We start from the raw sequence: 22,354 nt of genomic DNA, 5'->3' as shown, positions 1-22,354 counted from the left end.
CCCTAACAGGGCGAGGCGTAGCCGAGTAACGCGACAAGTGAGTGAGTCCCGATGAGCTTACGCCAGTAAGTGATTCGGGTGAGTGAACGCAGCCAACGTAGATGCAGCTTCAAGTATGACGAGTATATCGTGAGGCTAAGTAAAACCTTACTGAATACTGTTGATATTCCCCCGTGATAACGTCGCTGCGCTATTGCCTGCGTTGTCACGGGTATCGATATCAGCGCCTTTATCTTTCAACATCTGCAAGATTTCCTGTCTTTGGAATAGGGATGCGTACATAGCCGCTGTTTGCCCGGCGTTATTACGTTGATCAGGATTGCATTCGGCATTAATTAAGCGATGCGCAATCTTGATCTCGCCTTTGAACACCGCCCCCATTAACGCACTATTACCCCATTTATCTTTCTTACACGGGTCCGCGCCAGCGTTGAGTAGCATTTGCACTATCTCATCATTACCGTGATAGGCGGCGAGGATAATGGCGGTATATCCTTTTTCATCGGCTGCATTGAGATCGTATTTCTCATCAACCAAGGTTTGGATTATTTGTGTATTACCGCTTCTCGCTGCGTCCCAAAGATAGTGATTGATTTGTGTCTGGAGCTGTTGGTTATCGACATTATTGTCGGCTTGAGCCGTGAGTGAAGAAAGTAGAGAGATAACCACTGAAAAGACCGTTATTACTATGATTCTCATAATGTTTATCGCTTATAAAAGCGACGGACTATTCAATAGTCCGTCGTTTAAGAGTGATTAATTTAGTCTTTCAGACCATCCGCCAACTTCTTGACCTCTGCAAGATCACCTTTGGCGATAGCCGTCACGCGGGTGCCGTAATCTTTATCGGCTTTATAGAAATAAGACAGCATGATGTTTTTGCTTTCTGTATCGGTGGTTGCCAGCGATGTTCCTAGGCTATTGACCAAATCATTCTTCTCTTTTTCACTGTAGGAGCGATAGAGTTCCCCAGCCTGCAGGAAGTTTTGCTCGCGCTGGATTTTACTTTGCTCCGTTGTGCCGTTAAGAGGTGCCATGCTGTAGCGTGCGGACGTGAGCTCTTCACGCGGATAACGGCGGCTTGGTTGGTAATTAACCCCTTTATCTTGGGTATTACCCGTGTTCAGACTGCCGTCTTGATTACCGTTATTGACCTTCACATGCGGTTGGTTGATGGGTAAATTCAAACCATTGGCACCAATGCGGTACATTTGGGTATCGGCATAAGCGAATAGACGCCCTTGCAACAATTTATCCTCAGAAGGTTCAATGCCTGGCACTAGATTCGAAGGTGCCATGGCGACTTGTTCAGTCTGTTGGAAAACATTATTGGGGTTTTTGTTCAGAACCATCTGACCAATTTTACGTTCAGGGACGTCAGGCCATATTTTGGTGGCATCAAGAGGATCGAAAGCGAATTTTTTCAGATCTTCAGGTTTTAACACCTGAATATAAAGATCCCATTTAGGGAAATCGCCGCGATTAATGGCTGAAACCAAATCATTAGTCAGATGGCTGTAATCTTTGCCCTGAGTTTTTTCAACTTGTTCAGGGTCAAGATTTTTTATCCCTTGTAATGTTTTCCAGTGGAACTTCACATAATGAACTTCGCCTTTTTGATTGACGAATTTATACGCATGGACGCCGTTGCCATCCATATTGCGATAAGACGCCGGAGTTCCTTCGTTGGAATATAACAGCGTCAGTGTTCTGGTCGCTTCTGGGACATGCGAGAAGAAATCGAAACGACGTGAATCATCGTCAAGGTTGGTTCGTGGGTCTGGCTTGAACGCATGAACCATATCCGGGAACTTGATGGCATCGCGGATGAAGAAGGTTGGAAAGTTGTTGCCTACCAAATCCCAGTTGCCTTGGACGGTATAAAACTTGGTGGCGAAACCATGGGGATCACGCAATGTCTCTGGAGAGTGATTCCCGTGTACCACGCTGGAGAAACGCACAAATACTGGCGTTTCCGTTCCAGGTTTAAAGACTTCTGCGATGGTGAGTTCGGAAATATCTTCGGATGGGGTGAAGACACCAAAAGCACCGGTTCCGCGTGCATGGACTACGCGCTCTGGAATCCGCTCCCGATCAAAACGTTGCAGCTTTTGCAAAAGTTGCACATCTTGCAGTAATACCGGGCCATTAGCGCCTGCTGTTTGTGAGTTCTGATTATCGCCTACAGGTGCGCCATTATCCCGCGTTAGCGTCTCTGCCATGACTGGAGAGCTTAATAATAATGATGTTAAAACTGCACATAATTTTTTTCTTGGGATCTTTGAAACAGAAACTGTAGCTACGTGACTATCGCTCATTACATTATCCTATTTTTAGTGGGTAAGCAGGTGCCCTGGGTTGGCGTATTCTCATCCTGAGTCAGTCAGTAAGCAGGAGATAATATTTAAACAAGTAACTTGTTTGTTAATTAGGTGGTTGTCTTTGTTAAAACGATAAGTAATTAACCGGTTACTTGGAAGTCGGGGAGGACTATCAATGTAATAGGAGGAAATAGTCTTGCCCACGGCCAGTGGACAGGCTATTAACAGTAATGAAAGGGAATGGTAAAGTCAGTATTATCAATGCGATAGGGATGGTTCGTTCAATGGTGCTGAGGATAAAACCGTCTATCTCGGAAATACCCCACACAAAAACAATCCGTGTTTCGACATTATTACGCCTACAAATGTGAGGCGTAACTCATATTTGACTGATTAACCGCATGACGATTATTGCGCTAGCATTTGTTCCAACTGTTCTTGCAGTTCTAACCAGGTCATTTCCGTTTCTTCTAACGCAGATTTAGCTTGGTTTTGTTGTTGCAGAATGTCAGTAAGCTCGGCTTTGCGGCTGATGTCGTACAGCGCAGTGTCCGCCAGCTTTTCTTCCACCGTTGCCAGCGTCGCACTCAGTTTCTCCATTTGCTGTTCCAGCTTGGCGATCTGTTTGCGTATTGGCTGAGTTTGCGTGCGGAGCTCTGCTTCGCGGCGTTTCTGATCTTTACGGGCTTGAGCGCTGTTACCGTTATCCTGTTTGGGTTCGGCGTCTTGCTGCGCTTGTTGCTTCTGCAGATCGCTCAGCCATTGCTGATAATCGTCCAAATCCCCTTCGAACGGTTCGACCTGACCGTCGTGCACCAAATACAGATCGTCAGTGGTGGAACGTAACAAGTGACGATCGTGCGAAACGACCACTAATGCGCCTTCAAAATCGATTAGCGCTTCGGTCAGCGCCTGACGCATATCCAGATCCAAATGGTTAGTCGGTTCATCGAGCAACAGCAGATTAGGGCGTTGCCAGACGATCAGCGCCAGTACCAGTCGTGCCTTTTCGCCGCCGGAGAAACGCTCAGTGGCCTCGGTGACTTTGTCGCCTTGGAAACCGAATCCGCCCAGATAATCACGCAGTTGTTGTTCCAACACACGCGGTGCGATGCGGCTCAGATGCTGCAATGGCGACTCGTCAGCACGCAGGAATTCCAATTGGTGCTGGGCGAAATAACCCAGCTTGATGCCTTTCGCTAAACCAATTTCACCGCTGATGGGTTCTAGTGAACCAGCCAGCAGTTTAATCAGCGTCGATTTACCAGCACCGTTGCGCCCCAGTAAACCAATACGCGATCCGGGCACCAAGTTCAGTTTGATCGAGTTCAGGATCACCTTGTCGCCATAACCGGCGCTGACTTTTTCCATGCGCAGCAGCGGGTTTGGCAGGCTTTCTGGCTCGCGGAAGCTGAAACTAAACGGGTTATCGACGTGCGCCGGGGCGATCAGCTCCATGCGTTCCAGCATTTTGATGCGGCTCTGCGCCTGCTTGGCTTTGGAGGCTTTGGCTTTAAAACGGTCGATAAAGCTTTGCAAATGCGCCACTTTTTCTTGTTGGTGCTGATACATCGACTGTTGCTGTGCCAACTTGGTAGAGCGTTGGCGTTCGAACGATGAATAGTTGCCGGTATATTCGTTAATCGTCTGCTGTTCGATATGCAGGATTTTATCGACGATCGGATCAAGGAAATCGCGGTCGTGCGAGATCAACACTAAGGTGCCGGAATAGTTTTTCAACCAACGCTCCAGCCAGATCACCGCGTCCAGATCTAAGTGGTTGGTGGGTTCATCAAGTAGCAGCAAATCAGAGCGGCAAATCAGTGCCTGCGCCAGATTGAGACGCATCCGCCAGCCACCGGAGAACGAGCGTACCGGGCTTTGCAATTGCTCATTGGAGAACCCTAAACCGTGCAGCAGGCTGGAAGCACGGGCGCGGATGGTCCAAGCGTCGATAGCGTCCAGTTTGCCGTGCAGCGTAGCGATGGCGTGACCGTCGTCTTTTTCGTTAGCGAGCTGTAATTCACTCTCGAACTGGCGAAATTCACGGTCACCGTCAATAACATACTCAAGGGCTGGCATATCCAGCGCTGGGGTTTCCTGATTCACCCAAGCCAGTGCCCAGTTACCTGGGAAGGTGTAACTACCGCCGTCAGCGGCAATTTCACCTTTCAGCAAGGCCAAAAGTGTGGATTTCCCACAGCCGTTTTTACCCACCAGACCCACTTTCTGACCTGGATTAACCGTCGCCGTAGCGTTGTCCAACAACACGCGGGTGCCGCGTCGAATTTGTAGCGAGGAGAATACAATCATAAAGCGCCGTTATGTTTAGAGTATGTTAAATTATCGGTATCTTGAATTAACAGTACGCGCTCGCGTGCCGTTTTGATCTTTGCGCTGCATGGTAACGGAAAACCGTTACCCTGACGACGCTTTGGAGGGGAATGATGTCGCAGCCACCTAAGGTTTTGCTGCTGTATGCCCATCCGGAATCCCAGGATTCGGTCGCCAACCGGGTACTGTTAAGCCCGGCACAGCAGTTGGAACATGTCACCGTGCACGATTTATACGCGCACTATCCCGATTTTTTTATCGATATTCATCATGAGCAACAGTTGCTGCGTGAGCATCAGGTGATCGTTTTTCAGCATCCGTTGTATACCTATAGTTGTCCGGCATTGTTGAAGGAGTGGATGGATCGGGTGCTCTCGCGTGGTTTTGCCAGCGGGGTGGGGGGGAATGCGCTGATGGGCAAATACTGGCGTTCGGTGATCACCACTGGTGAACCCGAAGGCGCTTACAGCCACAGTGGCTATAACCATTATCCGATGGAAGATATTCTGCGCCCTTTTGAGCTCACCGCAGGTATGTGTCACATGCATTGGTTAACGCCGATCATTGTTTATTGGGCTCGTCGCCAAAAATCTGAAGTGCTTAAGAGCCATGCCAGCGCCTATGGCGACTGGTTACGTAATCCGCTGCCACATGGGAGGAAGTGAGTATGGAGGAAGCCTCTTCTTCTTTGCTGGTTGTCATCTTGCTGTTTTTATTCGCCGCAGTGGTGACGGTGCCGATTGCGCGTCGTTTGGGCATTGGCGCAGTGTTGGGATATTTGATCGCTGGGGTGGCGATTGGCCCTTGGGGATTGGGCTTTATCCGCGATGTGGATGAAATTCTCCATGCCTCCGAGCTAGGGGTGGTGTTCCTGATGTTTATCATTGGGTTGGAGCTAAACCCGGAAAAACTGTGGGAACTGCGCCGTTCGATCTTTGGTGTTGGGGCTGGGCAGGTGTTGGTGACGGCTTCATTACTTGGCGTGTTGCTCTATCTGACCGATTTCTCTTGGCAGGCGGCAGTCATTGGCGGCATTGGTTTGGCGATGTCTTCCACCGCGATGGCGCTGCAACTGATGCGAGAGAAAGGCATGAACCGCAACGAGGGCGGTCAGTTAGGCTTTTCGGTGCTGCTGTTCCAAGATATGGCGGTGATCCCGGCGTTGGCGTTGATTCCCTTTTTGGCCGGAGGCACTGGCGCCAGCGATAATTGGTCGCTCATCGGCCTGAAAGTGGTGGCCTTGGGCGGTGTGTTGATCGGCGGTCGTTTCTTACTGCGGCCTTTGTTCCGCTACATTGCCGCCTCGGGCGTGCGTGAAATCTTTACTGCGGCAGCGTTGTTAGTGGTGCTGGGTTCGGCGCTGTTTATGGAGTCAATCGGCCTGTCGATGGCGCTCGGGACTTTCATCGCTGGGATTTTGCTGGCAGAAAGTGAATTCCGCCATGAGTTGGAAATCGCCATTGAGCCTTTTAAGGGGTTGCTGCTGGGACTGTTCTTTATCTCGGTGGGCATGGCGCTGAATATGGGAGTGTTGTACACCCATTTGCTTGAGGTGCTGCTCGGCGTCGTTATCTTAGTCGCGGTCAAATCTGCCGTGCTGTACGGTTTGTCACGCGTCTTTGGTCTGCACAGTTCGGTGCGTTTGCAATTTGCCGGAGTGTTAAGCCAAGGTGGGGAGTTCGCTTTCGTGCTGTTCTCGGTGGCGACGACTCAACATGTGTTAAATACCGATCAATTGGCGTTATTGTTGGTGGTGGTGACGTTGTCGATGATGACTACGCCGTTGCTGATGAACGGTGTCGATCGCATTTTGGCACGGCGCTATAACGCTACGGATGAAGATGTAGAAACACCTTATGTGGAAGATGACGATCCACAGGTGATTATCGTTGGCTTCGGGCGTTTCGGGCAGGTGATTGGCCGTTTGTTGATGGCAAACAAGATGCGTATTACCGTACTGGAGCGTGATGTTAGCGCCGTGGGCGTACTGCGTCGTTACGGTTATAAAGTGTATTACGGCGATGCGACTGAACTGGAATTGCTGCGGTCAGCTGGGGCGGAAAAAGCTAAATCGATTGTGATCACCTGCAACGAGCCGGAAGATACCATGGCGGTGGTGCGTTTGTGCCAGCAGCACTTTCCTAACCTGAGTATTTTGGCGCGTGCCCGTGGTCGTGTGGAGGCGCATGAGTTGTTGCAGGCTGGGGTTAAACAGTTCAGCCGCGAAACCTTCTCCAGTGCGTTGGAGTTGGGGCGTAAAGCCTTGATGGAGCTGGGTATGCACCCGCATCAAGCCTATCGAGCTCAACAACATTTCCGTCGACTGGATATGCGGATGCTGCGTGAGTTGATGCCGCCGCATCAGGGCGATGTGGCGCAAATCTCTCGCGTTACAGAGGCGCGGCGTGAACTAGAAGAGCTTTTCCACCGTGAAATGCAAAAAGAACGACGTCAGTTTGACGGCTGGGACGAATACGAATAATTCGGAGCAAAATAATGTCAGTAACACGTAAAAGATTTATTGCCGGGGCGGTTTGTCCGAGTTGTAAGGCGATGGATACCTTGGCTGTTTGGCGTGAAGATCAGGTGGAAGTGGTGGAGTGTGTCAAGTGCGGTCACCATCAGCGGCAGACAGAAAAGCAGGTGGAAAAACATGTCCGCCCACAAGAACAAGTTATCGGTATTTTCCACCCCGAGTAACGTTATTTTTGCTACTGGAGGGTACAGCCGGGCAGATTTCCGCTACAATCTGTCCGGTTTAAAAGTTCCCTACGGTAGGAGATATCATGAAAGTAGCAAAAGACTTGGTAGTTAGCCTAGCTTATCAAGTACGTACAGAAGACGGTGTTTTGGTTGATGAGTCTCCGGTAAGCGCGCCGTTGGACTATCTGCATGGCCATGGCTCTTTGATCTCTGGTCTGGAAAAAGCACTCGAAGGCCACGATGTGGGCGATCGTTTTGATGTGAACGTGGGCGCTAACGACGCATACGGTAACTACGACGAAAACCTGGTGCAGCGTGTACCGAAAGACGTCTTCATGGGCGTTGATGAGTTAGAAGTAGGGATGCGTTTCCTGGCTGATACCGATCAAGGTCCAGTTCCAGTAGAAATCACCGAAGTTGATGGCGACCACGTGGTGGTTGATGGCAACCACATGCTGGCTGGCCAGAATCTGAACTTCAACGTGGAAGTTGTGGCGATCCGTGAAGCGACCGAAGAAGAACTGGCTCATGGCCACGTTCACGGCGAGCACGATCATCACCACGAACACGGCGAAGGCGGCTGCTGCGGTGGTCACGGCCATGATCACGATCATGACCATGGTCACGACCACGGTAAGAAAGGTGGTTGCGGCAACGGCGGTTGCGGCTGCCACTAAGCCCACGCGGGTTGTAATAAAGGTCGCTTCGGCGGCCTTTGTCATTTTTAGTAATGTGGTGGAGGAGTTTCTTCCGACTGCGAGGCAATATTCGAAGTGTGTGTGGCGCGTAATTTGTCGGTCAGCAAATGCAGATGCTCGCGCATTTTCAACATTTCTAATTGTTGCTGGATCACCGTCTGATTGAGTTCTTCAATGGTGACTTCCTGAAAAGCCTGTCGGCTTTCTAACTCTTCAAGCCGTTTTAATAAGCTTTCTGTGCTGTGCATGGTATGACCTCTGACACGTTTAATCCTGATCTGGCGCTATGTTAACAGTGCAACCGGCTTTGCGCTGGGTATTTCTTAGGGATTATCTATGTCTATGTAAAGTGCTGCAAAAGGCGGCGCGTAAGGCGCGTATATTTGCTACCTTGTTAGGGGCTAAGCATGAGAAAAGTCTAATTTATCATTCGGGTAACTATATCAAGGAAACTTATTGACCAATATGGAGTCACACTTTGACTCGATTGGTTACCTGTGCGACTGTTTTGTTTGCTTTCAGAAAGCTATAGTAGCTCGGTTATCTTAACTTAATGATTGTTTGGGGCACCGCTTCAGACACTGGAGAAATGGATGAAATCTTTGTTTAAAGTCACGCTTCTGGCAACCACTATGGCTTTTGCTCTGAATGCGACTCAAGTAATGGCTGCCGACGCTACTGCGGCTAAACCAGCAGACGCGGCTACCTCCGCTGAAGCAGCGAAACCAGCAGAAGCACCAAGCACTGGCAAGTTCAAAAGCGATGACGAGCAAGCGGCTTATGCACTGGGTGCTTCTTTGGGTCGTTATATGGACAACTCACTGAAAGAACAAGAAAAGCTAGGTATCAAGCTGGATAAAGATCAGCTGATCGCCGGTGTTCAGGATGCTTTCGCTAACAAGAGCAAGCTGAATGATGCGGATATCGAGAAAACCCTGCAAGGTTTCGAAGCACGTGTGAAGGCTTCCGCTCAGGCGAAGATGGAACAAGATGCTAAAGACAACGAAACCAAAGGTGCCAAATATCGTGACACCTTCGCCAAAGAAAAAGGCGTGAAGAAAACCGAATCTGGTCTGCTGTATCAAGTAGAGAAAGAAGGTACTGGTGCAGCACCGAAAGACAGCGATACTGTCGTGGTTAACTACAAAGGTACTCTGACTGACGGTACTGAGTTCGATAATTCTTACACCCGTGGTGAGCCATTGTCGTTCCGTCTGGATGGTGTGATCCCAGGTTGGACCGAAGGTCTGAAGCACCTGAAAAAAGGCGGCAAGATCAAACTGGTTATCCCACCGGCACTGGCCTACGGTAAAACTGGCGTTCCGGGGATCCCTGCTAACTCCACTCTGGTATTCGACGTGGAACTGTTGGATGTGAAACCAGCACCGAAAGCTGAAGCGACAGATGAAAAACCTGCCGATGCCAAAGCTGCTGACGCTAAAGCTAAGTAAGTTTGTCTGATGCTGCCGCCGCGAATCACCTTCGCGGCGGTTTTTATTTGTGCCGCCAATTGATGTGAAAATACATTTCCCTCGTTACTGATTGCTTGACGCCTGCCGGGCATCGGGCTTAACGTCTTTATCACACGCAAACACCAAGGGTTAGTTTTGGCTATTTTGCTAAACTAATGCTTTGGACTTATGAGTCATGCGTCTGCCCCTTAGGGCGTGTACCTAAAACGGTTTGAATTGCCCTGCAAGAGCCGTTTTAGCTGCGTCCCCTGGCTCAGGCGATCTATGAGGGTGGTATCTTCGATGTCTAATTCGCTTTTATCCAGCGAAGCCAGCGAACTTGATTTGCTGAATGAACGTCCGTTTAGCCAGACGGATTACGAAATCTTGAAGTCTTACGAAGTGGTGGTTGACGGTTTGGCGATGCTGATTGGTGAGCATTGCGAAATCGTATTGCACTCGTTGGAAGATTTGAAATGCTCTGCGATACGTATTGCTAATGGTGAACATACGGGGCGTAAAATCGGCTCACCGATTACCGATCTGGCATTACGCATGTTGCACGATATGGCTGGTGCAGACAGCAGCGTATCCAAAGCCTATTTCACCCGCGCCAAAAGTGGTGTGTTGATGAAGTCAGTCACTATCGCCATTCGTAACTGTGAACAGCGGGCGATCGGTTTGCTGTGTATCAACATGAATCTTGATGTCCCATTTTCGCAAATTATGAAAACCTTTATGCCACCGGAAACGCAAGAGGTGCCGTCATCGGTGAACTTTGCTTCTTCGGTAGACGATCTGGTGGCTCAAACGTTGGAGTTCACCATTGAAGAGGTGAATGCCGATCGTACCGTTTCTAATAACGCCAAAAATCGCCAAGTGGTGCTGAATCTGTATGAGAAGGGGATTTTCGATATCAAAGATGCGATTAACCAAGTGGCGGATCGATTGAATATCTCCAAACACACGGTTTATCTATACATTCGCCAATTCAAAAGCGGCGATTTGCTGGGCACCGATCGTTGAAACTCAATTATTGCCTGCTGGTCACCGGGCCAGCCTATGGTAGCCAACAGGCCAGCAGTGCCTACCAATTTGCACAGGCGTTGCTGATGGCGGGGCACCAGCTTTCCAGCGTGTTCTTTTATCGCGAGGGCGTACTCAACGCTAACCAACTCACTTCTCCCGCCAGCGACGAGTTCGATCTGGTGCGTGCGTGGGTGGAGCTTGCCCAGCAGAATGACGTCGAGTTGAACGTCTGTGTGGCGGCAGCGTTACGGCGCGGTGTGACCGATGAACAGGAGGCCACACAGCAAGGATTACCCGTAGCCAATATGCAACCCGGTTTTACGCTGAGTGGTTTAGGTTCTCTGGCTGAGGCCGCACTCAGTTGTGATCGCCTAGTACAGTTTTAAGCAGAGTGCAGTTTTAAATGAATAAGATGAAACGAATCGCGTTTGTATTTACTCATGGGCCGCATGGTAATGCCTCTGGCCGTGAGGGATTGGATGCTCTGCTAGCTACCTCGGCGCTGACTGAAGATCTCGGCGTGTTTTTCATCGGTGATGGTGTATTGCAATTACTGCCGAATCAGCAGCCAGAAAAGGTTCTGGCACGAAACTATATCGCCACCTTTGGCGTTTTACCGCTGTATGACGTTGAGCAATGTTATCTCTGTGCCGCTTCGTTACAGGAGCGTGGGTTAGAAGGGATAACAGATTGGGTGCTGGATAGTGAAGCTTTATCCCCAGAAGCCCTGCGCCAAAAGCTGGCGAGCTACGACGTGGTAATGACTTTTTAGGAACCTCTGATGTTGTACACCCTGAGCCATTCCCCCAATCAATGCGATCTGCCTGCACTATTACGCCTGACGACGGCAGGTGATGCGTTGTTGCTGTTACAAGACGGCGTGCTGGCAGGACTGGCAGGCAGTGCCCACCTTGATCTTTTATTGATCGCCCCCATATCCCTTTACGTGTTGCAAGATGATGTGGCAGCGAGAGGGCTGATTGGTCATATTTCGCACAAAGCAACTCTCATCGACTATAATCAGTTCGTTGAATTGACCGCACAGCATCGTAGCCAAATGACTTGGTAACGAAGGTAAACTCTAAATAGTTGTATATTTCTTGACACCTCTACAGGTTGGCAATAAAATTTTGCGTCCTCGTACTTTGCCAGTAGTGCATACGGGGGGATTTATCACACGTTTACGAAGCAACAAACGAAGTACAACCAGGAGCTTTTTTAATGGCAACAATTAATCAGCTGGTTCGCAAACCACGCTCTGTGAAGGCTGCTAAAAGCAACGTTCCAGCGCTGGAAGCTTGCCCGCAGAAGCGTGGCGTATGTACCCGCGTATATACCACCACCCCTAAAAAACCAAACTCAGCACTGCGTAAAGTATGCCGTGTGCGTTTGACTAACGGTTTCGAAGTGTCTTCCTACATTGGTGGTGAAGGTCACAACCTGCAGGAGCACTCCGTGATCCTGATCCGCGGCGGTCGTGTTAAAGACTTGCCAGGTGTGCGTTACCACACCGTTCGCGGCGCACTTGACTGCTCCGGTGTTAAAGACCGTAAGCAAGCTCGTTCCAAGTACGGCGTGAAGAAGCCAAAGGCTTAATGGTTCTTCGTTAAGTAAGGCCAAACATTTTCACTTTAATGTCAAAATAAACTCGTAGAGTTTTGGACAATCCTGAATTAACAACGGAGTATTTCCATGCCACGTCGTCGCGTCATTGGTCAACGTAAAATCCTGCCAGATCCTAAGTTCGGATCCGAACTGTTGGCCAAATTTGTAAATATCCTGATGGTAGATGGTAAAAAATCTACTGCTGAATCTATCGTTTATACCGCGCTGGAGACCCTGGCTCAGCGTTCTGGTAAAAACGAGCTGGAAGCTTTTGAAGTAGCTCTGGACAACGTACGCCCGACTGTAGAAGTTAAGTCTCGCCGCGTTGGTGGTTCTACTTATCAGGTACCAGTTGAAGTCCGTCCGGTTCGTCGTAATGCTTTGGCAATGCGTTGGATCGTTGATGCTGCTCGTAAACGCGGTGATAAATCCATGGCTTTGCGCCTGGCGAACGAACTGTCTGACGCAGCAGAGAACAAAGGTTCTGCTGTTAAGAAGCGTGAAGACGTTCACCGTATGGCCGAAGCTAACAAGGCGTTCGCCCACTACCGTTGGTAATCCCTTCGGAGTGATAGTCACCAAGCGGACACTTCAAGCAAGTCGTCCGCTTTGGGTAACTTAACTTGAACGTCCTAGGAATAGAGGAATCAAATGGCTCGTAAAACACCCATTGTGCGCTACCGTAACATTGGTATCAGTGCTCACATCGACGCCGGTAAAACCACCACTACCGAACGTGTTCTGTTCTACACCGGTGTAAACCACAAAATCGGTGAAGTTCACGATGGCGCAGCCACCATGGACTGGATGGAACAGGAGCAGGAACGTGGTATTACCATCACGTCTGCTGCGACTACCTGTTTCTGGTCGGGTATGGCTAAGCAGTTCGAACCACACCACATCAACATCATTGACACCCCAGGGCACGTTGACTTCACCATCGAAGTTGAGCGTTCCATGCGTGTTCTTGATGGTGCGGTAATGGTTTACTGTGCTGTTGGTGGTGTTCAGCCACAGTCTGAGACCGTATGGCGTCAGGCAAACAAATATAAAGTTCCACGTATCGCGTTCGTTAACAAAATGGACCGTATGGGTGCTAACTTCCTGAAAGTTGTTGATCAGATTGAAAAACGTCTGGGCGCAACTCCGGTGCCTCTGCAACTGGCTATCGGCGCGGAAGAGAAATTCACCGGTGTTGTTGACCTGGTGAAAATGAAAGCGATCAACTGGAATGAAGCGGATCAGGGCGTGACCTTCGAATACGAAGAGATCCCAGCTGATATGCAGGAACTGGCTGAAGAATGGCACCAGAAACTGGTTGAAGCCGCTGCTGAAGGTTCTGACGAACTGATGGAGAAATTCTTTGGTGGCGAAGAGCTAACTGAAGAAGAGATCAAAGCTTCTCTGCGTAAGCGCGTTCTGAACAACGAAATCATCTTGGTCACCTGTGGTTCTGCATTTAAGAACAAAGGTGTTCAGGCGATGTTGGATGCGGTTGTTGAATACCTGCCAGCTCCGACTGATGTTACCGCGATTAACGGTATGTTGGACGACGGTAAAGATACTCCAGCTGAGCGTCATTCCGATGACAGCGAGCCGTTTGCAGCGCTGGCGTTCAAAATCGCTACCGACCCATTTGTGGGTAACTTGACCTTCTTCCGTGTGTATTCTGGTGTGGTTAACTCCGGTGATACTGTACTGAACTCAGTGAAGGCCGATCGTGAGCGTTTGGGCCGTATCGTTCAGATGCACGCCAACAAACGTGAAGAGATCAAAGAAGTTCGTGCGGGCGACATTGCTGCGGCAATCGGTCTGAAAAACGTGACTACTGGTGACACCCTGTGTGATCCAAATGCGCCAATCATCTTGGAGCGTATGGAATTCCCAGAGCCGGTAATCTCTATCGCCGTTGAACCGAAAACCAAAGCTGACCAAGAAAAAATGGGTCTGGCTCTGGGTCGTTTGGCTAAAGAAGACCCATCATTCCGCGTATGGACTGATGAAGAAACTAACCAGACCATCATCGCCGGTATGGGTGAGCTGCACCTCGACATCATCGTTGACCGTATGAGACGTGAATTCAACGTTGAAGCGAACGTGGGTAAACCTCAGGTTGCTTACCGTGAAGCGATTCGCGCGAAAGTTACCGATATCGAAGGTAAACACGCCAAGCAGTCTGGTGGTCGTGGTCAGTATGGTCATGTTGTTATCGACATGTACCCACTGGAGCCGGGCTCAAATCCGAAAGGTTACGAGTTCGTCAACGACATTAAAGGTGGTGTGATTCCAACGGAATACATCCCTGCCGTTGATAAAGGTATTCAGGAGCAGCTGAAGTCTGGCCCGCTGGCTGGTTACCCTGTGGTAGACATGGGTGTGCGTCTGCACTTCGGTTCTTACCACGACGTTGACTCCTCCGAGTTAGCGTTTAAACTGGCGGCATCTCTCGCCTTTAAAGATGGCTTTAAGAAAGCAAAACCTGTGCTTCTTGAACCTATCATGAAGGTTGAAGTTGAAACGCCAGAAGAGAACACTGGTGACGTCATCGGTGACTTGAGCCGTCGTCGTGGTCAACTGAAAGGTCAGGAATCCAACGCTACTGGCGTCCAGATTCACGCTGAAGTTCCGTTGTCCGAGATGTTTGGATACGCGACTCAACTGCGTTCTCTGACCAAAGGTCGTGCTTCTTACTCTATGGAGTTCCTGAAGTACGATGATGCGCCGAACAACGTCGCTCAGGCTGTTATTGAAGCTCGTAGCAAATAAGCTTTCGAGTTTAAAACATTGATCAATTGCTCTCTCCATGAGGGGAGAGCATAAGAGTAAGGAATATTGTCGTGGCTAAAGAGAAATTTGAACGTAATAAACTGCACGTTAACGTTGGTACCATCGGTCACGTTGACCACGGTAAAACTACCCTGACTGCAGCTATCACTACCGTTCTGGCTAAAACCTACGGTGGTTCTGCACGTGCTTTCGACCAGATCGATAACGCGCCAGAAGAAAAAGCTCGTGGTATCACCATCAACACTTCTCACGTTGAATATGACACCCCGACTCGTCACTACGCGCACGTTGACTGCCCAGGGCACGCCGACTACGTGAAAAACATGATCACTGGTGCTGCTCAGATGGACGGCGCTATTCTGGTAGTTGCTGCGACTGACGGCCCAATGCCTCAGACTCGTGAGCACATCCTGCTGGGTCGTCAGGTTGGCGTTCCTTACATCATCGTGTTCCTGAACAAATGTGACATGGTTGATGACGAAGAGCTGCTGGAACTGGTAGAAATGGAAGTTCGTGAACTTCTGTCTGCTTATGACTTCCCTGGCGACGATACGCCAATCATTCGTGGTTCAGCGCTGAAAGCACTGCAAGGTGAAGCTGAGTGGGAAGACAAAATCATCGAGCTGGCTGGTTACTTGGATTCTTACATCCCAGATCCAGTACGTGCGATTGACCTGCCATTCCTGTTGCCAATCGAAGACGTCTTCTCCATCTCCGGTCGTGGTACCGTTGTTACTGGTCGTGTTGAGCGCGGTATCGTTAAAGTTGGCGAAGAAGTTGAAATCGTTGGTATCAAAGACACCGTTAAGTCTACCTGTACTGGCGTTGAAATGTTCCGCAAACTGCTGGACGAAGGCCGTGCGGGTGAGAACTGTGGTATCTTGCTGCGTGGTGTTAAGCGTGAAGATATCCAACGTGGTCAGGTTCTGGCTAAACCAGGTTCAATCAAGCCACACACCAAATTTGACTCAGAAGTGTATATCCTGAGCAAAGATGAAGGTGGTCGTCACACTCCATTCTTCAAAGGCTACCGTCCACAGTTCTACTTCCGTACCACTGACGTGACCGGTACCATCGAACTGCCAGAAGGCGTAGAGATGGTAATGCCAGGTGACAACGTGAACATGGTTGTTACCCTGATCCACCCAATCGCAATGGATCAAGGCTTGCGTTTCGCAATCCGTGAAGGCGGCCGTACTGTAGGCGCGGGTGTTGTTGCTTCAGTTATCGCTTAATCGCGAATAAATGTAGAAACACTAAAAAGAGCACTTCGGTGCTCTTTTTTTATGCATATTGGTTAAATGTTAATTGAAATAAAACGTATTCCTATTTAGACTTGCTGTATTGGTTAAGAAGTGAGTCTCTTATGTACGTATGCCTGTGTAATGCCGTGACTGATAGTGCTATCCGTAAAGTGGTGCGTCAGCACAATCCCCACTCGATGCAACAATTGCGTGAACTTGTACCGATCGGTACCGATTGTGGGAAGTGTATTCGTCAGGCCAGACAAATCATGGTGGAGGAACGCGCAACCATTATTCCTATGCATGAAGTTGCCTAACAAAAAGTAAGGTCATTTTTTGACTCTTGGCGTACAGGTTCTACACTTTTAGAACTGGCCAGGAGGATTAGCTTATGAAAGGCGATAAAAAAATCATTGCGCATCTCAACAAACTACTCGGTAACGAGCTAGTTGCCATCAATCAATATTTCCTGCACGCACGGATGTTCAAAAATTGGGGGCTAATGCGCCTCAATGATAAGGAATACCACGAGTCTATCGACGAGATGAAACATGCCGATCGTTATATCGAGCGCATTCTGTTTCTGGAAGGTATCCCAAACTTACAAGATCTCGGCAAGTTGAATATTGGTGAAGACGTCGAAGAGATGTTGCGTTCGGATCTGGCGTTGGAACTGGACGGTGCCAAAAATCTGCGCGATAGTATCGCCTATGCGGACTCTGTCCATGACTATGTCAGTCGCGATTTGATGCTTGAGATCTTGGCTGATGAAGAAGGACATATCGACTGGCTGGAAACGGAACTGGACTTAATTAATCGTCTTGGTATCCAGAATTACTTGCAGGCTCAAGTTTTAGAGCGTAAAGACTAAACTCCCTGATTATCAGCTATCGCCCCTGTCGGTAATGGCTTCTGTAATGGGGCAGGGGAACCTGCTCCAACCTCCTCCCATTCTTTGCGCATATTTTCCACTGTGGCTTGATTCCTGCCGCATTTTGCGTATAATGCGCGGGCTTACCTAATCTTGGTAAGCCTGATTTTAGCGAATCAGTCGATTGGCAGGTGTTTTTGCCTCTCGAACAATACTCCCGATATGGGGGTTATATGTTGACGATTACACTCCCCCATCAATCGAAATGGGTGTGAGGAGTAATCATTTACGTTTATAAATAATTGGAGCTCTGGTCTCATGCAGAACCAAAGAATCCGTATCCGCCTGAAAGCGTTTGATCATCGTCTTATCGATCAATCAACCGCGGAAATCGTCGAGACTGCTAAGCGCACTGGTGCGCAAGTCCGTGGTCCGATCCCGCTGCCAACTCGCAAAGAGCGCTTTACCGTTCTGATCTCCCCGCACGTCAACAAAGACGCGCGTGATCAGTACGAGATCCGCACTCACAAGCGTCTGGTTGACATCGTTGAGCCAACTGAGAAAACCGTTGATGCTCTGATGCGTCTGGATCTGGCTGCCGGTGTAGACGTGCAGATCAGCCTGGGTTAATCAGGTCATTGACGATTGAGAGGTTGAAACAATGATTGGTTTAGTCGGTAAAAAAGTGGGTATGACTCGTATCTTCACTGAAGATGGCGTTTCTATCCCAGTAACCGTGATTGAAATTGAAGCGAACCGCGTGACTCAGGTTAAAAGCCTGGACACTGACGGATACCGTGCCGTTCAGGTTACTACCGGTAGCAAAAAAGCTAACCGTGTAACCAAACCGGAAGCGGGTCATTTCGCTAAAGCTGGCGTTGAAGCTGGCCGTGGTCTGTGGGAATTCCGCCTTGAAGAAGGTCAAGAGTTCACTGCAGGTCAAGAAATCAGCGTAGAAATCTTCGCTGATGTTAAAAAAGTCGACGTTACCGGTACTTCTAAAGGTAAAGGGTTCGCGGGCACTGTAAAGCGCTGGAACTTCCGTACTCAAGATGCTACCCACGGTAACTCCTTGTCTCACCGCGTTCCGGGTTCTATCGGTCAAAACCAGACTCCGGGCAAAGTGTTCAAAGGCAAGAAAATGGCTGGCCACCTGGGTGACGAGCGCGTAACCGTTCAAAGCCTAGACGTAGTACGTGTTGACGCTGAGCGCAACCTGCTGCTGGTTAAGGGTGCTGTACCGGGCGCTACCGGTGGCAACCTGATCGTTAAACCAGCTGTGAAGGCGTAAGGGGATAGCAATGGAATTAGTATTGAAAGACGCGCAAAGCGCGCTGACTGTTTCCGAAACTACCTTCGGTCGTGATTTCAACGAAGCGCTGGTACACCAGGTTGTTGTTGCTTATGCAGCAGGTGCCCGTCAAGGTACTCGTGCTCAGAAGACCCGTGCTGAAGTCACTGGTTCTGGTAAGAAACCATGGCGTCAGAAAGGTACTGGCCGTGCGCGTTCAGGTTCTGTAAAGAGCCCGATCTGGCGTTCAGGTGGTGTGACCTTCGCTGCTAAGCCACAGGACCACAGTCAGAAAGTAAACAAAAAGATGTACCGCGGCGCGCTGAAAAGCATCCTGTCCGAACTGGTACGTCAAGATCGTCTGATCGTTGTCGAGAAGTTCTCTGTAGAAGCGCCTAAAACTAAGCTGCTGGCTCAGAAACTGAAAGATATGGCTCTGGAAGACGTGCTGATCGTGACCGGTGAACTGGATGAGAATCTGTTCCTGGCTGCGCGTAACCTGTACAAGGTTGACGTGCGCGATGTAGCGGGTATCGACCCAGTTAGCCTGATCGCCTTCGACAAAGTGGTTATGACTGCTGATGCTGTGAAGCAAGTTGAGGAGATGCTGGCATGATCCGTGAAGAACGTTTGCTGAAAGTGCTGCGTGCACCGCACGTATCTGAAAAAGCATCCGCTGCGATGGAAAAAAGTAACACCATCGTTCTCAAAGTTGCCAAAGACGCGACCAAAGCAGAAATCAAAGCTGCAGTGCAGAAACTGTTTGAAGTCGAAGTCGAAGACGTGAACACCTTGCTGGTTAAAGGCAAAGTGAAACGTCACGGTCAGCGTGTTGGTCGTCGTAGCGACTGGAAAAAAGCTTACGTCACCCTGAAAGAAGGCCAGAATCTGGACTTCATCGGCGGCGCAGAGTAAGTCGGAGGAGTAAGAACAATGGCAATTGTTAAATGTAAACCTACATCTCCGGGTCGTCGCCACGTTGTTAAAGTGGTTAACCCTGAGCTGCATAAGGGCAAACCTTATGCGCCGTTGCTCGAGAAAATGAGCAAAAGCGGTGGCCGTAACAACAATGGCCGTATCACCACTCGTCATATCGGTGGTGGCCACAAGCAGCATTATCGTCTGGTTGACTTCAAACGCAACAAAGATGGTATCCCTGCTGTGGTTGAGCGTCTGGAGTACGATCCGAACCGTTCCGCGAACATCGCGTTGGTTCTGTACAAAGACGGCGAACGCCGTTATATCCTGGCGCCGAAAGGCCTGAAAGCTGGTGACCAGATCCAATCTGGCGTTGATGCGGCAATCAAAGCAGGTAACACCCTGCCGATGCGCAACATCCCGGTCGGTTCAACGGTTCACAACGTAGAAATGAAACCAGGTAAAGGCGGCCAATTGGCTCGTTCAGCCGGTGCCTACGTTCAGATCGTTGCTCGTGATGGTTCCTACGTGACTCTGCGTCTGCGCTCTGGCGAAATGCGTAAAGTTCCAGTTGATTGCCGCGCCACCTTAGGTGAAGTCGGTAACGCTGAACATATGCTTCGCGTTCTGGGTAAAGCAGGTGCTGCACGTTGGCGTGGTGTTCGTCCTACCGTTCGCGGTACTGCGATGAACCCAGTCGATCACCCGCACGGTGGTGGTGAAGGTCGTAACTTTGGTAAGCACCCGGTAACTCCGTGGGGCGTTCAAACCAAAGGTAAGAAGACCCGTAGCAACAAGCGTACTGATAAATTCATCGTACGTCGCCGTAGTAAAAAATAATTAGAGGATAAGCCATGCCACGTTCTCTCAAGAAAGGTCCTTTTATTGACCTGCACTTGCTGAAGAAGGTAGAGAAAGCGGTGGAAAGCGGTGACAAGAAGCCTTTGCGCACTTGGTCCCGTCGTTCAACGATCTTTCCTAACATGATCGGTTTGACCATCGCTGTCCATAATGGTCGTCAGCACGTACCAGTATTTGTTTCCGACGAAATGGTCGGTCACAAACTGGGTGAATTCGCGCCGACTCGTACTTATCGCGGCCATGCGGCTGATAAAAAAGCTAAAAAGCGCTAAGGTAGGAGGAAGAGATGGAAACTATCGCTAAACATCGCCACGCTCGTTCTTCTGCTCAGAAGGTTCGCCTTGTTGCTGACCTGATCCGCGGTAAGAAAGTGTCGCAAGCTCTGGAAACTCTGACCTACACCAACAAGAAAGCTGCTGGTCTGGTTAAGAAGGTACTGGAGTCTGCCATTGCTAACGCAGAACACAACGATGGCGCTGACATCGATGATCTGAAAGTTGCGAAAATCTTCGTAGACGAAGGCCCAAGCATGAAGCGCATTATGCCTCGTGCAAAAGGTCGTGCAGATCGCATCCTGAAGCGCACCAGCCACATTACTGTGGTTGTGTCCGATCGCTGAGACTCTGGAGACTAGCAATGGGTCAGAAAGTACATCCTAATGGTATTCGCCTGGGTATTGTCAAACCTTGGAACTCTACTTGGTATGCAAATACCAAAGAGTTCGCTGACAACCTGGATAGCGACTTTAAAGTTCGTCAATTCCTAATTAAGGAACTGGCGAAAGCTTCCGTTTCTCGCATCGTTATCGAACGTCCTGCGAAGAGCATCCGTGTGACTATTCACACTGCTCGTCCAGGCATCGTTATCGGCAAGAAAGGTGAAGATGTCGAAAAACTGCGTACGGTCGTAGCAAAAATTGCTGGCGTTCCTGCACAGATTAACATCGCCGAAGTCCGTAAACCGGAACTCGACGCTAAATTGGTTGCTGACAGCATCACTTCTCAGCTGGAACGTCGTGTTATGTTCCGTCGTGCTATGAAGCGTGCTGTACAGAACGCAATGCGTCTTGGCGCTAAAGGTATCAAAGTTGAAGTAAGCGGCCGTCTTGGCGGTGCTGAAATCGCGCGTACCGAATGGTACCGTGAAGGTCGTGTTCCGTTGCATACACTGCGTGCGGATATCGATTACAACACATCTGAAGCGCACACCACTTATGGTGTAATCGGCGTTAAGGTATGGATCTTCAAAGGTGAGATCCTGGGTGGTATGGCTGCTGTTGAACAACCGGAACCGGCTGCTCAACCTAAGAAGCAGCAGCGTAAAGGCCGCAAGTAAGGAGAGTCGCTGAATGTTACAACCAAAGCGTACAAAATTCCGTAAGGTGCACAAGGGCCGCAACCGTGGTCTGGCGCAAGGTACGGATGTTAGCTTCGGCACTTTCGGTCTGAAAGCTGTTGGCCGTGGCCGTCTGACTGCTCGTCAAATCGAAGCAGCTCGTCGTGCAATGACTCGTGCAGTTAAGCGTCAAGGTAAGATCTGGATCCGTGTATTCCCGGACAAACCGATCACCGAGAAGCCGCTCGAAGTGCGTATGGGTAAAGGTAAGGGTAACGTGGAGTATTGGGTTGCCCTGATCCAACCTGGTAAAGTCCTGTACGAAATGGACGGCGTACCAGAAGAAGTCGCCCGTGAAGCGTTCAAGCTGGCAGCAGCGAAACTGCCGATCAAAACCACCTTTGTAACTAAGACGGTGATGTAATGAAAGCACAAGAGCTGCGTGAAAAAAGTGTTGAAGAGCTGAACACTGAGCTGCTCAACCTGCTGCGTGAGCAATTCAACTTGCGTATGCAGGCGGCAAGTGGCCAGCTGCAACAAACTCACCTGTTGAAACAAGTGCGTCGTAATGTCGCATGCGTTAAGACTGTACTGACTGAAAAGGCGGGTGTGTAAATGACTGATATTATCCGTACTCTGCAAGGTCGAGTTGTTAGTGACAAAATGGAAAAATCCATCGTTGTTGCTATCGAACGTACGGTGAAGCACCCGATTTACGGGAAATTCATCAAACGTACGACTAAATTGCACGTACATGACGAGAACAACGAATGTGGTACTGGTGACGTGGTTGAAATCCGCGAATGCCGTCCACTGTCTAAGACTAAATCTTGGACGTTGGTTCGCGTTGTAGAGAAAGCGATTCTGTAATAGACTCGTTGGCTCTAACTTAATAAACGGCTCAGA

Annotated in this window: 30 protein-coding genes; 26 read left to right on the top strand and 4 right to left on the bottom strand. The window is 49.6% G+C overall.

Annotated elements, in window-relative coordinates; all coding sequences use genetic code 11:
- Nucleotides 1-147: 147 nt before the first annotated feature.
- The 3 genes from AC3ISQ_RS20025 to AC3ISQ_RS20015 form a co-directional block, all read right to left on the bottom strand.
- Nucleotides 148-699, bottom strand: a complete 552-nt coding sequence (locus tag AC3ISQ_RS20025; RefSeq protein ID WP_489349326.1) for an ankyrin repeat domain-containing protein — start codon at nt 697-699, stop codon at nt 148-150.
- A 62-nt stretch (nt 700-761) separates the two neighbouring features.
- Nucleotides 762-2,222, bottom strand: a complete 1,461-nt coding sequence (gene katB / locus AC3ISQ_RS20020) for a catalase KatB (protein WP_489349324.1) — start codon at nt 2,220-2,222, stop codon at nt 762-764.
- A gap of 507 nt (nt 2,223-2,729) precedes the next feature.
- The gene (locus AC3ISQ_RS20015; RefSeq protein WP_489349322.1) at nt 2,730-4,634 is read right to left on the bottom strand and encodes an ABC transporter ATP-binding protein; all 1,905 of its coding nucleotides are present in this window, start codon (nt 4,632-4,634) and stop codon (nt 2,730-2,732) included.
- Nucleotides 4,635-4,768: 134 nt separating this feature from the next.
- On the opposite strand from AC3ISQ_RS20015, the gene kefG reads away from it, so the two are divergent.
- The 4 genes from kefG to slyD all read left to right on the top strand — a co-directional run bounded on the left by kefG (nt 4,769) and on the right by slyD (nt 8,035).
- Complete coding sequence (gene kefG, locus AC3ISQ_RS20010; protein ID WP_489353404.1) at nt 4,769-5,320, top strand: glutathione-regulated potassium-efflux system ancillary protein KefG; 552 nt, start codon at nt 4,769-4,771, stop codon at nt 5,318-5,320.
- Nucleotides 5,321-5,322: 2 nt separating this feature from the next.
- Complete coding sequence (kefB, locus tag AC3ISQ_RS20005) at nt 5,323-7,137, top strand: glutathione-regulated potassium-efflux system protein KefB (protein ID WP_489349321.1); 1,815 nt, start codon at nt 5,323-5,325, stop codon at nt 7,135-7,137.
- 14 nt (nt 7,138-7,151) lie between these two features.
- On the top strand, nt 7,152-7,355 hold the full coding sequence (locus AC3ISQ_RS20000; RefSeq protein WP_489349319.1) for a YheV family putative zinc ribbon protein: 204 nt from the start codon (nt 7,152-7,154) through the stop codon (nt 7,353-7,355).
- 86 nt (nt 7,356-7,441) lie between these two features.
- Nucleotides 7,442-8,035 (top strand): peptidylprolyl isomerase, encoded by a 594-nt coding sequence (slyD, locus tag AC3ISQ_RS19995; protein WP_489349317.1) that lies wholly within the window; start codon nt 7,442-7,444, stop codon nt 8,033-8,035.
- 47 nt (nt 8,036-8,082) lie between these two features.
- Here slyD and AC3ISQ_RS19990 read toward each other — a convergent pair whose 3' ends face one another.
- Nucleotides 8,083-8,304, bottom strand: coding sequence for a SlyX family protein (locus AC3ISQ_RS19990; RefSeq protein WP_489349315.1), 222 nt, complete (start codon nt 8,302-8,304; stop codon nt 8,083-8,085).
- Between the two features lie 345 nt (nt 8,305-8,649).
- On the opposite strand from AC3ISQ_RS19990, the gene fkpA reads away from it, so the two are divergent.
- The 22 genes from fkpA to rpsQ all read left to right on the top strand — a co-directional run bounded on the left by fkpA (nt 8,650) and on the right by rpsQ (nt 22,318).
- Complete coding sequence (gene fkpA / locus AC3ISQ_RS19985) at nt 8,650-9,507, top strand: FKBP-type peptidyl-prolyl cis-trans isomerase (protein ID WP_489349313.1); 858 nt, start codon at nt 8,650-8,652, stop codon at nt 9,505-9,507.
- Between the two features lie 303 nt (nt 9,508-9,810).
- The gene (locus AC3ISQ_RS19980) at nt 9,811-10,533 is read left to right on the top strand and encodes a helix-turn-helix transcriptional regulator (RefSeq protein ID WP_489349311.1); all 723 of its coding nucleotides are present in this window, start codon (nt 9,811-9,813) and stop codon (nt 10,531-10,533) included.
- On the top strand, nt 10,530-10,922 hold the full coding sequence (gene tusD / locus AC3ISQ_RS19975; RefSeq protein ID WP_489349309.1) for a sulfurtransferase complex subunit TusD: 393 nt from the start codon (nt 10,530-10,532) through the stop codon (nt 10,920-10,922). The genes AC3ISQ_RS19980 and tusD overlap by 4 nt, the downstream gene beginning before the upstream one ends.
- A gap of 26 nt (nt 10,923-10,948) precedes the next feature.
- Nucleotides 10,949-11,308: a sulfurtransferase complex subunit TusC gene (tusC, locus tag AC3ISQ_RS19970; RefSeq protein ID WP_489349308.1), complete on the top strand. Its 360-nt coding sequence runs from the start codon at nt 10,949-10,951 to the stop codon at nt 11,306-11,308.
- 9 nt (nt 11,309-11,317) lie between these two features.
- Nucleotides 11,318-11,605 (top strand): sulfurtransferase complex subunit TusB, encoded by a 288-nt coding sequence (gene tusB, locus AC3ISQ_RS19965; protein ID WP_489349306.1) that lies wholly within the window; start codon nt 11,318-11,320, stop codon nt 11,603-11,605.
- Nucleotides 11,606-11,757: 152 nt separating this feature from the next.
- Nucleotides 11,758-12,132, top strand: coding sequence for a 30S ribosomal protein S12 (rpsL, locus tag AC3ISQ_RS19960; RefSeq protein ID WP_024914452.1), 375 nt, complete (start codon nt 11,758-11,760; stop codon nt 12,130-12,132).
- A gap of 96 nt (nt 12,133-12,228) precedes the next feature.
- Nucleotides 12,229-12,699: a 30S ribosomal protein S7 gene (rpsG, locus tag AC3ISQ_RS19955; RefSeq protein WP_489349304.1), complete on the top strand. Its 471-nt coding sequence runs from the start codon at nt 12,229-12,231 to the stop codon at nt 12,697-12,699.
- A 93-nt stretch (nt 12,700-12,792) separates the two neighbouring features.
- A complete protein-coding gene (gene fusA, locus AC3ISQ_RS19950) occupies nt 12,793-14,907 on the top strand; it encodes an elongation factor G (RefSeq protein ID WP_489349302.1) in 2,115 nt (704 codons plus the stop codon).
- 71 nt (nt 14,908-14,978) lie between these two features.
- Nucleotides 14,979-16,163: an elongation factor Tu gene (gene tuf, locus AC3ISQ_RS19945; protein ID WP_489349300.1), complete on the top strand. Its 1,185-nt coding sequence runs from the start codon at nt 14,979-14,981 to the stop codon at nt 16,161-16,163.
- A 131-nt stretch (nt 16,164-16,294) separates the two neighbouring features.
- A complete protein-coding gene (gene bfd, locus AC3ISQ_RS19940) occupies nt 16,295-16,489 on the top strand; it encodes a bacterioferritin-associated ferredoxin (protein ID WP_489349298.1) in 195 nt (64 codons plus the stop codon).
- 74 nt (nt 16,490-16,563) lie between these two features.
- The gene (bfr, locus tag AC3ISQ_RS19935) at nt 16,564-17,043 is read left to right on the top strand and encodes a bacterioferritin (RefSeq protein ID WP_489349296.1); all 480 of its coding nucleotides are present in this window, start codon (nt 16,564-16,566) and stop codon (nt 17,041-17,043) included.
- A gap of 318 nt (nt 17,044-17,361) precedes the next feature.
- Nucleotides 17,362-17,673 carry a 30S ribosomal protein S10 gene (gene rpsJ, locus AC3ISQ_RS19930; RefSeq protein ID WP_001181005.1) on the top strand — a complete coding sequence of 104 codons (312 nt, stop codon included), beginning with the start codon at nt 17,362-17,364 and terminating at the stop codon, nt 17,671-17,673.
- Between the two features lie 31 nt (nt 17,674-17,704).
- Nucleotides 17,705-18,334 carry a 50S ribosomal protein L3 gene (rplC, locus tag AC3ISQ_RS19925; RefSeq protein ID WP_489349294.1) on the top strand — a complete coding sequence of 210 codons (630 nt, stop codon included), beginning with the start codon at nt 17,705-17,707 and terminating at the stop codon, nt 18,332-18,334.
- Nucleotides 18,335-18,344: 10 nt separating this feature from the next.
- A complete protein-coding gene (gene rplD / locus AC3ISQ_RS19920) occupies nt 18,345-18,950 on the top strand; it encodes a 50S ribosomal protein L4 (protein WP_004929779.1) in 606 nt (201 codons plus the stop codon).
- Nucleotides 18,947-19,249: a 50S ribosomal protein L23 gene (gene rplW, locus AC3ISQ_RS19915; protein ID WP_142008000.1), complete on the top strand. Its 303-nt coding sequence runs from the start codon at nt 18,947-18,949 to the stop codon at nt 19,247-19,249. The genes rplD and rplW overlap by 4 nt, the downstream gene beginning before the upstream one ends.
- Before the next feature lie 18 nt (nt 19,250-19,267).
- Nucleotides 19,268-20,092 (top strand): 50S ribosomal protein L2, encoded by an 825-nt coding sequence (rplB, locus tag AC3ISQ_RS19910; protein ID WP_037402710.1) that lies wholly within the window; start codon nt 19,268-19,270, stop codon nt 20,090-20,092.
- 14 nt (nt 20,093-20,106) lie between these two features.
- Nucleotides 20,107-20,385 carry a 30S ribosomal protein S19 gene (rpsS, locus tag AC3ISQ_RS19905; RefSeq protein ID WP_004929772.1) on the top strand — a complete coding sequence of 93 codons (279 nt, stop codon included), beginning with the start codon at nt 20,107-20,109 and terminating at the stop codon, nt 20,383-20,385.
- A gap of 14 nt (nt 20,386-20,399) precedes the next feature.
- Nucleotides 20,400-20,732: a 50S ribosomal protein L22 gene (rplV, locus tag AC3ISQ_RS19900; protein WP_024912204.1), complete on the top strand. Its 333-nt coding sequence runs from the start codon at nt 20,400-20,402 to the stop codon at nt 20,730-20,732.
- A gap of 17 nt (nt 20,733-20,749) precedes the next feature.
- Nucleotides 20,750-21,448, top strand: coding sequence for a 30S ribosomal protein S3 (rpsC, locus tag AC3ISQ_RS19895; RefSeq protein ID WP_489349291.1), 699 nt, complete (start codon nt 20,750-20,752; stop codon nt 21,446-21,448).
- A gap of 13 nt (nt 21,449-21,461) precedes the next feature.
- The gene (rplP, locus tag AC3ISQ_RS19890) at nt 21,462-21,872 is read left to right on the top strand and encodes a 50S ribosomal protein L16 (protein WP_004929764.1); all 411 of its coding nucleotides are present in this window, start codon (nt 21,462-21,464) and stop codon (nt 21,870-21,872) included.
- On the top strand, nt 21,872-22,063 hold the full coding sequence (gene rpmC, locus AC3ISQ_RS19885) for a 50S ribosomal protein L29 (RefSeq protein ID WP_489349288.1): 192 nt from the start codon (nt 21,872-21,874) through the stop codon (nt 22,061-22,063). Before rplP ends, rpmC begins: the two co-directional genes overlap by 1 nt.
- The gene (rpsQ, locus tag AC3ISQ_RS19880; protein WP_489349286.1) at nt 22,064-22,318 is read left to right on the top strand and encodes a 30S ribosomal protein S17; all 255 of its coding nucleotides are present in this window, start codon (nt 22,064-22,066) and stop codon (nt 22,316-22,318) included.
- Nucleotides 22,319-22,354: the final 36 nt, after the last annotated feature.

It is taken from the genome of Serratia sp. KH_031 (assembly GCF_057839655.1).
This window is presented reverse-complemented; position numbering and strand designations above follow the sequence as displayed.